We start from the raw sequence: 13,546 nt of genomic DNA on the forward strand, positions 1-13,546 counted from the left end.
GTGACCATCCCGAAGGTCGATCTCGACACCTCGCCGCATGTGTCGGATGAAATCCGCAAGACGACCTGCTACATGTGCGCCTGCCGCTGCGGGATCAACGTTCACCTGAAGGACGGCAAGGTCTCTTATATCGAGGGCAACCGCGACCACCCGGTGAACAAGGGCGTGCTCTGTGCCAAGGGGTCGGCCGGGATCATGCAGCACACCGCGCCCTCGCGCCTGCGCACGCCGCTGTTGCGCACCGGGCCGCGCGGCTCGGGCCAGTACCGCGAGATCTCCTGGGACGAGGCGCTGTCCACCGCCGTCGGCTGGCTGAACGACCTGCGCGAGACCGCGCCGCAAAAGCTGGCCTTCTTCACCGGGCGCGACCAGTCGCAATCCTTCACCAGCTTCTGGGCGCAGAACTTCGGCACCCCGAATTACGCCGCCCACGGCGGTTTCTGCTCGGTGAACATGGCCGCCGCCGGTATCTACACCATGGGCGGGGCGTTCTGGGAATTCGGCCAGCCCGACTGGGACCGCACCAAGCTGTTCTTCCTGTTCGGCGTGGCCGAGGATCACGACAGCAACCCGATCAAGATCGGCATCGGCAAGGTCAAGGGCCGTGGCGGGCGCGTGGTGGGCGTCAACCCGGTGCGGACCGGTTACAATGCGGTGGCCGACGATTGGGTCGGCATCACGCCGGGAACCGACGGGCTGTTCATCATGGCGCTGATCCATTGCCTGTTCGAAGCGGGCAAGATCGACCTTGATTATCTTGCGCGCTTCACCAATGCCCCCTGCCTTGTGGGCGACGACGGGCTGCTGCTGCGCAACGCCGAGGACAAGCTGGTGGTCGTTGACCGCACCACGGGACGGCTCGCCCCCTTCGACCAGAAGGGCGTGCGCCCCGATCTGGCCGCCAGCCACGATGGCGCGCGCACCGTGTTTCAGCACATGGCCGACCGCTACCTGTCGAAGGACTACGCGCCCGAGGCGGTGGCCGACACCACCGGCATCCCCGCCCCGCGCATCCGCCAACTGGCCGCCGAGATCGCCCATGCGGCCTTTGATCAGGCCTTCACGCTGGATCACGCATGGACCGATTTCCGGGGCGAGACCCATACCACGATGGTGGGCCGCCCGGTCAGCTTCCACGCCATGCGCGGGATCTCGGCCCATGCCAACGGCTTCCAGACCTGCCGGGCACTGCACATCCTGCAAATCATTCTGGGCACGGTCGAGGTGCCCGGCGGCTTCCGCTTCAAGCCGCCCTATCCCAAGCCGGTTTCGGCCCATCCCACGCCGCATGGCCATGACCGTCCCGGCCGCCCGCTGGACGGCCCGCATTTGGGCTTTCCGCGCGGCCCCGAAGACCTGCTGCTGGAGGATGACGGTTCCGCCAGCCGCATCGACAAGGCGTTCACCTGGGAAAACCCGCTATCGGCGCACGGGCTGATGCACATGGTGATTTCGAACGCGGTGGCGCAGGATCCCTACCCGATCGACACGCTGTTTCTCTATATGGCCAACATGTCGTGGAACTCCTCCATGAACACCAAGAGTGTGATGGAGATGCTGACGCGGCGCACCGACAACGGCGATTACGTCATTCCGCGCATCATCTATTCCGATGCCTACAGCTCGGAAATGGTCGCCTATGCCGACCTGATCCTGCCCGACACCACCTATCTGGAACGGCACGACTGCATCTCGCTGCTCGACCGCCCGATCTGCGAGGCCGAGGCCGCCGCCGATGCCATCCGCTGGCCGGTGGTCGAACCCGACCGCGAGGTGCGCGGCTTCCAGACCGTGCTGATCCAGCTGGCCAACCGTCTGGGCATGCCCGGCTTCACCGATGCCGAAGGCATGCCGATCTACAAGGATTACGCCGACTATATCGCCAACCATGAACGACGGCCCGGCATCGGCCCGCTGATGGGCCATCGCGGCGAAAACGCCGACCGGACCGGGCGCGGCGCGCCCAACCCCGACCAGATCGACCGCTATATCGAACAGGGCGGCTTTCATATCCACCACATCCCCGACGCGGCTCAATTCTACAAACCGTGGAACATGGCCTATCAGGACTGGGCGGTGGATCTGGGGCTGTTCGATGCGCCACAACCCTATCTGTTCGAACTCTGGTCCGAACCCCTGCGCCGCTTTCAGCGCGCCGCCGAGGGCCATGGCGACCGCCAGCCGCCCGAACATCTGCGCGAGCGGGTGCGCCGCAGCATGGACCCGCTGCCCTATTGGGAGGAGCCCCAGGGCACCGACGACAGCTATCCGATCCGCGCCCTGACCCAGCGGCCCATGGCCATGTATCACAGCTGGGGCAGCCAGAACGCGTGGCTGCGACAGTTGCACGGGGTCAACCCGCTCTATGTGCCGCGCAAACTGTGGGACGAACACGGCTTTGCCGAGGGCGACTGGGCGCGGGTGACCTCTCCGCATGGCGAGATCACCGTGCCGGTGGCCCTGCAAGAGGCGCTGAATGCCAACACCGTCTGGACGTGGAACGCCATCGGCAAACGCAAGGGCACCTGGGCGCTGGACGATGATGCGCCCGAGTCCACAAAGGGCTTCCTGCTGAACCACCTGATCCACGAACTGCTGCCGCCCAAGGGCGACGGGCTGCGATGGGCCAACTCTGACCCGATCACCGGGCAGGCCGCCTGGTTCGACCTGCGGGTGCGGATCGAAAAGGCCGACCCACCGCCTGAATCCCAACCCGCTTTTACGCCCCTGCCCAGCCCGGTGGGCAAGGGCCCAAGGAGCCGCCCATGATCCGCGCCGCCCGCCCCTCCGATCTGCCACAACTGGCCGAATTGTACCGTCGCGGCGCCATGGCCAATGCCGGCGACGTGGAAAAGCTGCAAGCCCACCCCGAGCTTCTGGAACTGGACGTGGATCTGCTGGACGTGATCCACGTGTGCGAAGATCCCGCCGGGGCCATCATCGGCTTCGCCGCGCTGACCCCCTCGCGCCCCGAGGCCGAATTGCTGGCGCTGTTCGTCGATCCGTTCCACACCCGCAAGGGCATCGGCCGGGCGCTGCTGCACGCCGCCCTTGGCGAGGCGGTATCGGCGGGCTGCACCTCTTGCCGGTTGGTGGTAAACTCGGCGGCCTATGGGTTCTACACACGGCTCGGATTTGAAGAGATTGCGCAGGTCGAGACCCCGCTGGGACCGGCCCCGATGATGCGCCGCGTGCTGACCGAAGCCGCACCGGGCCAGACTCCAGCCATACCTTTTCCAGACGCTTTCCAGACCCCGGAATCCGAGGACTCATGACCCAGCTACCCGCTTCGACCGACCGCAAGATGGGGCTGGTGATCGACCTTGATACCTGTGTCGGCTGTCACGCCTGCGTCATCGCCTGCAAGGGCTGGAACGATCAGGGCTATGGCGCGCCGCTGTCCGATCAGGACCCCTATGGCGCGGCCCCGCAAGGCACCTTCCTGAACCGCGTCCACACCTATGAGGTCACGCCCGAATGCGGCGGCACGGCCCAGACCGTGCATTTCCCCAAGTCCTGCCTGCATTGCGAAGACGCCCCCTGCGTCACCGTCTGCCCCACCGGCGCCAGCTACAAGCGCACCGAGGATGGCATCGTTTTGGTCAATGAATCCAGCTGCATAGGCTGTGGCCTCTGCGCCTGGGCCTGCCCCTACGGCGCCCGCGAGATGGACAAGGCCGAAGGCGTGATGAAGAAATGCACCCTGTGCGTGGACCGCATCTACAACGACAACCTGCCCGAGGAAGACCGGGTGCCCGCCTGCGTGCGCACCTGCCCCGCCGGGGCCCGCCACTTCGGCGATCTGGGCGATCCCGAAAGCGCCGTCAGCCAGTTGGTGGCCGAGCGCGGCGGCATGGACCTGATGCCCGAACTGGGCACCAAACCGGTCAACAAATACCTGCCGCCCCGGCCCAAGGACGACCAGATCGACATTCTGGCCCCCCTGCTGGAACCCGTCGCCGAGACCCCGCAGGGCTTCCTCGGCTGGCTCGACCGCGCCCTCGACCGTCTGCCCGGAGGATCGGCCTGATGCATCCCGCACCCTCCGTCATCGCCTTCACCACCCTGTCGGGCTTCGGCCTGGGACTGCTGTACTGGCTCGGCCTCGGCTTGCCGCCTGCAACCGGATGGGCTGCGTTTCTTTATTATTTTCTGGGGTTTGGCCTTGCGGTCGGTGGGTTGGTGTCTTCCACCTTCCACCTCGGCCACCCCGAACGGGCGTGGCGGGCGCTGACCCAGTGGCGCTCAAGCTGGCTGTCGCGCGAGGGCTGTCTGGCGGTGGCCGGTTTGCTCCTGATGGGGGTTTTCGCCTTCGGGGCGGTGTTCTTCGGCGCGCTCTGGCAACCCTTCGGTCTGCTGGGCGCGGCGCTGTGCCTGGCCACGGTCTGGGCCACGGCGATGATCTACACCCAATTGAAAACGGTGCCGCGCTGGCACCAGCCCGGCACCCCGGCGCTGTTTCTTGCGCTGGCCCTGTCAGGCGGTGCGATCTTCGCCGCCCCCGCACTGGCGCCGCTGCTGCTGGCGCTGGCCGGGGCGGTGCAACTCTGGGTCTGGCACACCGGCGACCGTCGTTTTTCTGAAGCCGGATCCACGATGCAGACCGCCACCGGGCTGGGCGACAGCGGCGGCATGCGGCAGATGGCCAGCCCGCACACCGGCAGCAACTACCTGCTGGACGAGATGGTCTATGTGATCGGCCGCAAACACGCCCGCAAGCTGCGCGGTCTGGCCTTTCTGGGCATGGTGGTGCTGCCCGTTCTCGGCCTCACCATCAGCCATCACCCGGTGATGCTGGCGCTGGTCGCGGCCCTGCATCTGGCCGGGGTCGGCGCGTCGCGCTGGCTGTTCTTCGCCCAAGCCGAACATGTGGTCGGGCTGTACTACGGCAAGCGCTGATCCCGGATCGTGTCGCCCCCGGCGCACCGACCGCTAGCGCACCAGGATCGCCCTGAAATCATTGACATTCGTGCCGGTGGGACCGGGTTCGAACAGATCGCCGATACTGTCGAAAGCCCCCCAGGCGTCATGCCCGTTCAGCAGCGCCATGGGATCCTGCCCTTGCGCCCGCAACCGCGCTGCGGTGGTGCCATCGGCGAAGGCCCCGGCATTGCTTTCCGAGCCGTCGATGCCATCGGTATCGGCCATCAGCAGGGTGACACCGGGGATGTCCTGCAGCGCAAGGGCGGCGGACAACAGGCATTCGGTGTTGCGCCCGCCGCGTCCGCCCTCGGCGCGCAGCGTCACCGTGGTCTCGCCCCCCGACAGCAGCATCACCGGCTTGCGGAACGGCCGGTCACGGGTGGCGCATTCCCGCGCCATGGCGGCCAGAACCCGGCCAACCTCGCGGGCCTCTCCCTCCATCGCGTCCGACAGGATGACGGCGGGAATGCCCTGCCCCTCGCACGCGCGGGCAGCGGCTTCCAGCGACAGCCCGGCCGAAGCAATGACGGTCACCGTATGGCCCGCGAAAACGGCGGCGTCGGGCCCCGGAGCAGGCGTGGCCTGCGCCAGATGCGCCATCAGGCGCTCCGGCAGATCGATGCGATAGGCCCGCACCAGCGCGGCGGCATCCTCGGGCGATGTGGCGTCCGGCACCGTGGGGCCAGAGGCGACCTGTGCGGGATCGTCCCCCGGCACATCCGAGACCACAAGGCTCACCACCCGCGCCGGATGCGCCAGCGCCGCCAACCGCCCGCCCTTGATGCCGCTGAACTGCTTGCGGATGGCATTCATCGCCGAGATCGGCGCGCCCGAGGCCAGCAGCGCCTTGTTGAGCGCGATCTCGTCGTCAAAGGTCAGTCCCGGCTGGGGATCGGGCAGCAAGGCCGAGCCCCCACCGCAAACCAGCGCCACCACCAGATCATCCGGGCCAAGCCCGCTGACGGCCTGTTTCAACGCCGCTGTCGCCTGCAACCCGGCAGCATCGGGCACCGGATGCGCCGCTTCCAGCACGCGGATCTGGCGGCAGGGCGTGGCATAGCCGTAGCGGGTCACCACCACCCCGTCCAGCGGCCCCTCCCAAAGGCCTTCGAAGGCGGCCGCCAGTTGCGCCGCCCCCTTGCCCGCCCCGATGACCACGGTCCGCCCTTTCGGCCGTTCCGGCAAATGCCGCGCCAGAGCCTGCCGGGGGTCCGCCGCCGCAACGGCAGCCTCAAACAGCGCGGTCAGAAGGGCCTTGTCGTCGGGTGGAATCATGCGGGTGTTCCTCGTCAAATCGATGGGCCGCAGTCTCGCCCCTGCACCGCGGCAGGTAAAGGCCGCGAAACGGGGTTTCGGCATCCTGCCGGGCTCATGCGGCCCCGCATGCCGGAAAAACAGACAAGAATCGACCCCACGGCAGCGGGTTCTTGCCAATCCATCGCGGCCATCGCCCCTGGAGTGACAATCTGATTGACCTCTGCCGCGCGGAATGGTGAGTTTCCGGAAAACATTCAGGATCTCGAGCATGTCGTATTCCTCCCGCGAAACCGGGTCGGGCCCGATCCGTCACCTGCCGGAAATCGCCTTCGTCTGCGGCATCACCCTTCTGTCCTTTGTCTGGGGTGTCGCCGCCATCGAATACCGCGTGTTTCCCTACAAGCAACTGGTGTGGATCAAGGCGGGCTTCGACGCCATGGGCAAGCTGGAAGATCAGGAACTGCCCTATACCGTGATCCGGCTTGGCACCGAGGCCTCGGATGTGGATACCGCCGTCACGCTGGGCCCCGCACCCGACGATCAGTTGATCCTGATGACCGGCGGGTTCCATCATCGCCGCGACCTTTGCCCGACCTTCGGCTGCCTGGCCTATGTCATGGATCGCGCGGGCAAGGTGTTCCACACGTGGGAGGTGGACCCCGAAGCCCTGTTCCCGCCCGAACGTCTGGCCGATTTCTCAGGCAAGGCGCAGGCCGAAAACGTCTATGTGCAGGGGCTGGACATGACCGATCAGGGCGATCTGATCGTGACCTTCCAGGCGCGCAACATGTATCCGTACCACGTGGGCATCGCCCGCGTGTCCTGGTCGGGCGCGGTGGACTGGGTGCGCCCCGACCACAGCCATCACTGGCCCACGGTCACCGGGGACGGCACCATCCTGACCCCCGCCGCCACGGTCGAACGGGCCGCGAAATTCGTCGCAGCAACGCGTGTGCGCACCGACTGCAAGCTGGGGTCGGTGTTTCAGGAAGGGGTGTCGATCATCTCGCCGGACGGAACCCAGGCGACAACGCATTTCCTCGACGCGTCGGTGCGGGCCTCGGACATGCAGGGGCTGGCCTATGCGGTGCGCAACGATTGCGATCCCTACCACGTCAATGCGGTGGTCGAGGTCACCCCGGTGCTGGCCGACACCCTTGAGGGTGTGACCGCCGGCGATCTGCTGGTGTCTCTGCGGTCCAGTTCCTCGCTGGTGATCCTCGACCGGGACAGCGGCGTCATCAAGTATCACTATTTCGGCCCGATGGTCGCCCAACACAGCCCGCGCATCCTGCCCGACGGCACGGTGCTGGTCTTTGACAACCAGGGCGGGCAGACCACCGGATCCGGCACTCGGATCCTGCGGGTCGATCTGGCCGAGCGCAGCGCCCGGACGGTGTTTCCGACCGCGCCCGATCAGGCCGGAGGCGATCTGGATGCGGAGGTTTCGGGCGCGGTGCGCGAAAGCCCGGACGGGCGTTTCATGCTGATCTCGGAAACCATCAACGGCCGGGTGATCGAAGTAGATATGGACACCGGAGAAGCGGTCTGGATCTTCAAGGCCATCTCGGACCTCGCCCCCTACCTGAAGGAACAGGGCGAGGATCCGGACGGGCCGGTATACGCCCGCCTGCAAACCCACGGGGCCGACTACCTGTCGAAAGCCGATTTCGCCCGGCTGTCGCGGCACTAGCGGCTCAGGCGTCCTCGGTTTCCTCCGCGCCCACGGCGGCCAGAAGCGCGGCGTTGCCCCCGGCGGCAGTGGTGTCGATGCAGACGTGTCGCTCCATGCGGCAGCGGGCGGCCAGGTCGGCCTCGCACAGCAGGGGCACGATCTTGCCGTCGCGCGCGGCCAGCGCCTGCCGCAGTGGACGCAAGTCCTGCGGCGCGGCCCAGGCCGTCACCGCATCGAATCCGGTCAGGCGGCGCAGGGCCTCGGGCACCAGCACCCCGTCGACAGCGCCCGGCCCCGTCGCACCGGGCGCGACGATCACCGGCTGACAGCCCTGCTCACGCGCCGTGGACGCCTGCGATTTTGCTGCAACAAGGCCAGGTCCGAGGCACAGGACCACCCCTCGGCCCAGTTCGGTCAGACGGTTGGATTCCCCCGTCGGCCCCGGCAGGCTGACCGTGGACAGCACCGCCCGCCGTTTCGTGCCGGCTTCGACAAGGGCCGCCTGCACCGCAGTTTCCTCCGCCGCGACGCCATCCGGCACGGCGAATACCGTGGCAGCATCGGGCCGGGTAAACCGCGCCACATAGGCCGGTCCGCCGGCCTTGGGACCGGTGCCAGACATACCTTCCCCGCCGAAGGGTTGCGAGCCGACGATGGCACCGATCTGGTTGCGGTTCACATAGATGTTGCCGGCCCGGATCCGCTCGGTCACCTCGGCGACGCGGCTGTCCATCCGTGTGTGCAGCCCGAAGGTCAGGCCGAAACCGGTGCCGTTGATCTGGGCGATCACGCGGTCCAGATCGCGGGCCTTGAAGCGCACCACGTGCAGGACCGGGCCGAAGACCTCTTTGCCGATGTCGGTGATGCTGTCGACCTTCAGGACCGTGGGCTTCACGAAGTATCCGGTGGCGGGCACCTTGCCCTGTTTCAGCACCCGGCCCTCGCGCGCCGCAATGTCGATATGGGCCTGAATGCCGTCGCGCGCGGCGGCCGAGATCACCGGGCCCAGATCCGCTGACAGGTCCCAGGGATCGGTGGCGTGCAATTCATCCATCGCGCCATACAGCATCTTCAGCAGGCCATCCGCGATGTCGTCCTGCACGTAGAGACAACGCAATGCCGAGCAGCGTTGCCCCGCCGACTGGAAGGCCGAGGCCACGATATCGCGCACCGCCTGTTCCGGCAGCGCGGTGCTGTCCACGATCATCGCATTGAGGCCGCCGGTTTCGGCCACCAGCGGCGCCGAGGGGGCCAGATGCGCGGCCATGGTGCGGTTGATCCGCTGCGCCGTGGCGGTGGAACCGGTGAAGCACACCCCGTCCACGCGCGGATTTCCGGTCAGTTGCGCGCCCAGAACCGCCCCCGGACCGGGCAGCAGTTGCAGGGCATGGGGCGGCACCCCCGCCTCAAGCAGGCATCGCACGGCGAAAGTGGCGGTCAGCCCCGTGGCCTCGGCCGGTTTGGCCAGCACGCCGTTGCCCGCCGCCAGACAGGCCGAGACCTGCCCTGTGAAGATCGCCAGCGGGAAGTTCCACGGCGAGATACAGGTCATCACCCCGCGCGGCGGCTGGGTCAGCTCCAGCGCCCGGGCGGCGTAGTAGCGCAGGAAATCCACCGCCTCGCGCAATTCGGCAATGGCATCTTTCTGGGTCTTGCCCGCCTCGCGGGTGACCAGCGCGAAGACCTCGCCAAAGAGCGCTTCCATCAGGTCGGCGGCGCGGTTCAGAACCGCCGCGCGGTCTTTGGCCGAAGCCTGCCAAGGCGCGGCAGCGGCCAGCGCGGCTTCGGCCTCGACGGGGGTGGTGTCGCGCAACTGACCGACCAGATCGTCGGGACGGGCCGGGTTGCGGACCTCGGCCACCGGACCTGCGCCGCCGGGCACGGCCAGCATCGGTCCAGCCTCCCAGACATGGGTGCGGAAGGGCGCGCGCGCCTCCTCCAGACGGGCCAGATCACGACGGTCGTGCAGATCCAGCCCCTTGGAGTTCGGACGCTCAGGCGCATACAGGTCGCCCGGCGGCACCACCGCACCGGCGGGACCGGGACCGTCCAGCGCCGCAAAAGGATCGGCGGCCACGACGGAGGCTGGCACATCCTCATCCACGATCTGGTTCACGAAGGAACTGTTGGCGCCGTTCTCCAGCAATCGCCGCACCAGATAGGCCAGCAGGTCACGATGCGCCCCAACCGGCGCATAGATACGGCAGCGGGTGCCGGACTCCTTCAGCACCATGTCGTGCAGCGCATGGCCCATGCCGTGCAGGCGCTGGAACTCATAGGCCTGCGGATCGGCCCCCATTTCAAGGATCGCCGCGACCGTATGGGCATTATGCGTGGCGAACTGCGGATAGATGCGGTCGGTCATGCCCAGAAGTTTTTCGGCGCACAGGAGGTAATGCACATCCGTCGCCACCTTGCGGGTGAACACCGGGAAACCGGGCAGGCCTTCGACCTGCGCGCGCTTGATCTCGGTGTCCCAATAGGCGCCCTTGACCAGCCGCACCATGATGCGGCGGTCGTGGGTTTCGGCCAGCCCGTGCAGCCAGTCCAGCACCGGGGCGGCACGTTTGCCATAGGCCTGCACCACCACGCCGAACCCGTCCCATCCGGCCAGATCGGGCGCGGCCAGAACCGCAGCGATCACGTCCAGCGACAGATCCAGCCGGTCGGCCTCCTCGGCGTCGATGTTGAAGCCCATGCCGCCGATCATCGCGCGGCGGGCCAGATCGGTGACGCGCGGCACAAGCTCGGCCATGACCCGGTCGCGATGCGATTCCTCATAGCGCGGATGCAACGCCGACAGTTTGACCGAGATGCCCGGATTGGCCCGGATATCGCCACCGTCGCTGGCCCGTGACAGCCGGGTAATGGCCCCGGCATAGGCATCGAAATAGGCCGCCGCATCGCGGGCGGTCAGCGCTGCTTCACCCAGCATGTCATAGGAATAGGTATAGCCCTGTTTGCGCGCGCCCTTGCCCCGTTCCAGCGCGGCCTCGATGGTTTCGCCCAGTACGAACTGCTGGCCCATCTCGCGCATGGCCTGTTTCACGGCGGTGCGGATCACCGGTTCGCCCAGCCGCTTGACCATGCCGCGCAGCACGCCGGCCACCCCGGTGCCGTCCTTCAGCACCTGACCGGTCAGCATCAGGGCCCAGGTCGAGGCATTGACCAGCGAGGAACTGGAATGGCCCAGGTGCTGGCCCCATTTCGACGGCGCGATCTTGTCTTCGATCAGATCATCGATGGTTTCGGCATCGGGCACCCGCAACAGCGCTTCGGCCAGACACATCAGCGCGATGCCCTCGTCCGTGGACAGCCCGTATTCCGCCAGAAAGACCTCCATCATCCCCGGTGCGCTGTCGCTCCGGATGCGGGTCACAAGCCCTTCGGCGCGCGTCGCGGCGCGGCTGCGAAAGGCGGCGTCCAGCGCGCTCTGGCTGGACAGGGACTTCAGCAGCCCCATTTCGTCGGTCAGGGTCTGGGCCCGAATGGTCGCGCGCAGGTCTTGAAGCTGGCTCATGGAAGTCTCCGCAACAGGTACTGTGACCTGTTTACCAGATTCGCCGCAGCCGGGTTTCCTGCCTTGATTGACATTTCGGGACAATGGACCGAATGTGAGCCGCTATTCTTGCCGGATCGACTGAATTATGACCTCAAACAGCCAATTAGACCCGTTCGACCGAAAAATTCTTGTGGAATTAGGGCAGGATGGGCGGATGTCCGTCACCGAGCTTGCCCGTAGGGTCGGATTGTCCAAAAGCCCGACTCAGTCGCGCCTGCAGCGGCTGATCCGCGAGGGATTCATTCAGGGCTTTCGCGCGGTGCTGGATCCGGCGCGCCTGGACCGCAATCACGTGGCCTTTGTCGAGGTCAAGCTGACCGACACCACCGAACCGGCGCTACGCGCTTTCAACCAGGCCGTTCTGGCCATGCCCGAAATCGAACAGTGCCATATGATCGCCGGGTCCTTCGACTATCTGCTCAAGGTCCGGTCGCGCGACATCGGCTGTTACCGCCGCGTTCTGGGCGAGAAGATCTCGGCCCTGCCCTTTGTCGGCAACACCGCGACCAACGTGTCGATGGAGGCGATCAAGGAAAGCGCGTTCTGAACCTTGCCTCGCCCCGGCCACCGGACCATGGTGCGCGCGGGGAGGATGGTGATGTTCAAGATTGTTTTCGGGGCGCTGCTGGCTGCTGGATCGGCCGCCGCGGGTCCGGTGTTTACCGACCGCGCCGCCGACCTGCCCGGCCCGGCCCATGTCTATGACGGCGGGTGGGAGCATTTCGTGGGCGGCGGGGTCGCGGTTTTCGACTGCAACGACGACGGCCTGCCCGAGTTTCTGCCCGCGGGCGGCAGCAACCCCAGCCCGCTGTATCTGAACACCACCGCCGCTACGGGCGCGGCGCTGCGGTTTGACCGGGCCGAGGCGCAACCGCTGGCCGGGGTGACCGGGGTCACCGGCGCCTATCCGCTGGACATGGATGGCGACGGGGTGCTGGACCTGTTCGTGCTGCGCGTCGGTCCCAACATCGCCCTGCGCGGTCTGGGCGCGTGCCGGTTCGAGGATGCCACCGCCGCCTGGGGCTTGCCGCAGGCCGACCGCTGGTCCACCGCCTTCACCGCCACCTTCGAGCCGGGCCAGAGCCGCCCGACGCTGGCCATCGGCAATTATGTGGATCGCAGCGACCCCGACGGCCCGTTCGAGGTTTGCGATGCCAACATCCTGCTGCGACCCGAGGGCACGGACTATGGCCCTGAAATCGCGCTGGTGCCGGGCCATTGCGCGCTGTCGGCGCTGTTTTCCGACTGGGCGCGCCGGGGCCGGGCCGATCTGCGGCTGTCCAACGATCGCCACTACTATGTGCGCGCCGGGGCCGAACAGATGTGGCAGTTGTCGCCTCTGCGCCTGCTGGGGCCTGAGGACGGCTGGGAGAGGGTTTCGATCTGGGGCATGGGCATCGCCAGCCGGGATCTGAACGCCGACGGCCGTCCGGATGTGATGCTGACCTCGATGGGCGACCAGTTGCTGCAGTTCTCGGACGGGGAAACCGGGTTTCGCAATGCGCCCTGGGGGCAGGGCTCGCAGGCCACGCGGCCGCATCTGGGCGATGACGGGCGGCCTTCGACCGGCTGGCATGCGCAATTCGGCGATGTGGACAACGACGGTCTGGCCGATCTGTTCATTGCCAAGGGCAACGTCCAGCAGATGCCCGGCAATGCCATGCGTGATCCCAACAACCTGCTGCTGCAACAGGCCGATGGCACCTTTGTCGAGGCGTCTGTCAAGGCCGGAGTGGCCACGATGGAGCGGTCGCGCGGCGCGGCGCTGAGCGATCTGAACGGCGACGGACTTCTGGACCTGATCGTCGTAAACCGCCGCGCGCCGCTGGAGGTCTGGGAAAATACCTCGGCGGGTGCGGGCAACTGGCTGGCTGTGACCCCCTTTCAGGACGGGGCCAACCGCTTTGCTCTCGGCGCCTGGGTCGAGACGCGCACGGCACAAGGCACCCAGCAGCAAGAGATCACCGTGGGCGGCGGCCATGCCGGGGGGCAGGCCGGGCCGCTGCATTTCGGTCTTGGGTCCGCGACGGGGGCCGAGGTGCGGGTGATCTGGCCGGATGGCACCGCGACGGACTGGCAATCGGTGACCATCAATCAGGCAATCACCCTGACCCGGCAGGACTGACCCG

9 protein-coding genes are annotated in these 13,546 nt (G+C 67.1%); 7 read left to right on the plus strand and 2 right to left on the minus strand.

The window, feature by feature from the left end:
- The 4 genes from AB0T83_RS08400 to AB0T83_RS08415 are packed head-to-tail and all read left to right on the plus strand — an operon-like array spanning position 1 to position 4,899.
- Complete coding sequence (locus AB0T83_RS08400) at positions 1-2,769, plus strand: molybdopterin oxidoreductase family protein (RefSeq protein ID WP_366192581.1); 2,769 nt, start codon at positions 1-3, stop codon at positions 2,767-2,769.
- Positions 2,766-3,275, plus strand: a complete 510-nt coding sequence (locus AB0T83_RS08405; RefSeq protein WP_366192582.1) for a GNAT family N-acetyltransferase — start codon at positions 2,766-2,768, stop codon at positions 3,273-3,275. The genes AB0T83_RS08400 and AB0T83_RS08405 overlap by 4 nt, the downstream gene beginning before the upstream one ends.
- Positions 3,272-4,030, plus strand: coding sequence for a 4Fe-4S dicluster domain-containing protein (locus tag AB0T83_RS08410; protein ID WP_366192583.1), 759 nt, complete (start codon positions 3,272-3,274; stop codon positions 4,028-4,030). The genes AB0T83_RS08405 and AB0T83_RS08410 overlap by 4 nt, the downstream gene beginning before the upstream one ends.
- The gene (locus tag AB0T83_RS08415; protein WP_366192584.1) at positions 4,030-4,899 is read left to right on the plus strand and encodes a dimethyl sulfoxide reductase anchor subunit family protein; all 870 of its coding nucleotides are present in this window, start codon (positions 4,030-4,032) and stop codon (positions 4,897-4,899) included. Before AB0T83_RS08410 ends, AB0T83_RS08415 begins: the two co-directional genes overlap by 1 nt.
- A gap of 33 nt (positions 4,900-4,932) precedes the next feature.
- Here AB0T83_RS08415 and AB0T83_RS08420 read toward each other — a convergent pair whose 3' ends face one another.
- Positions 4,933-6,198, minus strand: coding sequence for a glycerate kinase type-2 family protein (locus AB0T83_RS08420; protein ID WP_366192585.1), 1,266 nt, complete (start codon positions 6,196-6,198; stop codon positions 4,933-4,935).
- Positions 6,199-6,448: 250 nt separating this feature from the next.
- Here AB0T83_RS08420 and AB0T83_RS08425 point away from each other — a divergent pair, with 250 nt between their 5' ends.
- A complete protein-coding gene (locus AB0T83_RS08425; RefSeq protein ID WP_366192586.1) occupies positions 6,449-7,873 on the plus strand; it encodes an arylsulfotransferase family protein in 1,425 nt (474 codons plus the stop codon).
- Positions 7,874-7,877: 4 nt separating this feature from the next.
- On the opposite strand, the gene putA is transcribed toward AB0T83_RS08425, so the two are convergent.
- Positions 7,878-11,375 carry a bifunctional proline dehydrogenase/L-glutamate gamma-semialdehyde dehydrogenase PutA gene (gene putA, locus AB0T83_RS08430; protein WP_366192587.1) on the minus strand — a complete coding sequence of 1,166 codons (3,498 nt, stop codon included), beginning with the start codon at positions 11,373-11,375 and terminating at the stop codon, positions 7,878-7,880.
- 127 nt (positions 11,376-11,502) lie between these two features.
- Here putA and AB0T83_RS08435 point away from each other — a divergent pair, with 127 nt between their 5' ends.
- Both AB0T83_RS08435 and AB0T83_RS08440 read left to right on the plus strand, forming a co-directional pair.
- Positions 11,503-11,964 carry an Lrp/AsnC family transcriptional regulator gene (locus AB0T83_RS08435; RefSeq protein ID WP_366192588.1) on the plus strand — a complete coding sequence of 154 codons (462 nt, stop codon included), beginning with the start codon at positions 11,503-11,505 and terminating at the stop codon, positions 11,962-11,964.
- A 51-nt stretch (positions 11,965-12,015) separates the two neighbouring features.
- Positions 12,016-13,542, plus strand: coding sequence for a CRTAC1 family protein (locus AB0T83_RS08440; RefSeq protein WP_366192589.1), 1,527 nt, complete (start codon positions 12,016-12,018; stop codon positions 13,540-13,542).
- Positions 13,543-13,546: the final 4 nt, after the last annotated feature.

Source organism: Meridianimarinicoccus marinus, from assembly GCF_040689105.1.
In the GTDB taxonomy this organism is placed as follows: domain Bacteria; phylum Pseudomonadota; class Alphaproteobacteria; order Rhodobacterales; family Rhodobacteraceae; genus Meridianimarinicoccus; species Meridianimarinicoccus marinus.

Coding starts and splice junctions, on each gene's coding strand:
- AB0T83_RS08405 (WP_366192582.1), top strand. CDS start 2,766: ATGATCCGCGCCGCCCGCCCCTCCGATCTGCCACAACTGGCCGAATTG.
- AB0T83_RS08410 (WP_366192583.1), top strand. CDS start 3,272: ATGACCCAGCTACCCGCTTCGACCGACCGCAAGATGGGGCTGGTGATC.
- putA (WP_366192587.1), bottom strand. CDS start 11,375: ATGAGCCAGCTTCAAGACCTGCGCGCGACCATTCGGGCCCAGACCCTG.
- AB0T83_RS08435 (WP_366192588.1), top strand. CDS start 11,503: ATGACCTCAAACAGCCAATTAGACCCGTTCGACCGAAAAATTCTTGTG.
- AB0T83_RS08415 (WP_366192584.1), top strand. CDS start 4,030: ATGCATCCCGCACCCTCCGTCATCGCCTTCACCACCCTGTCGGGCTTC.
- AB0T83_RS08425 (WP_366192586.1), top strand. CDS start 6,449: ATGTCGTATTCCTCCCGCGAAACCGGGTCGGGCCCGATCCGTCACCTG.
- AB0T83_RS08420 (WP_366192585.1), bottom strand. CDS start 6,198: ATGATTCCACCCGACGACAAGGCCCTTCTGACCGCGCTGTTTGAGGCT.
- AB0T83_RS08440 (WP_366192589.1), top strand. CDS start 12,016: ATGTTCAAGATTGTTTTCGGGGCGCTGCTGGCTGCTGGATCGGCCGCC.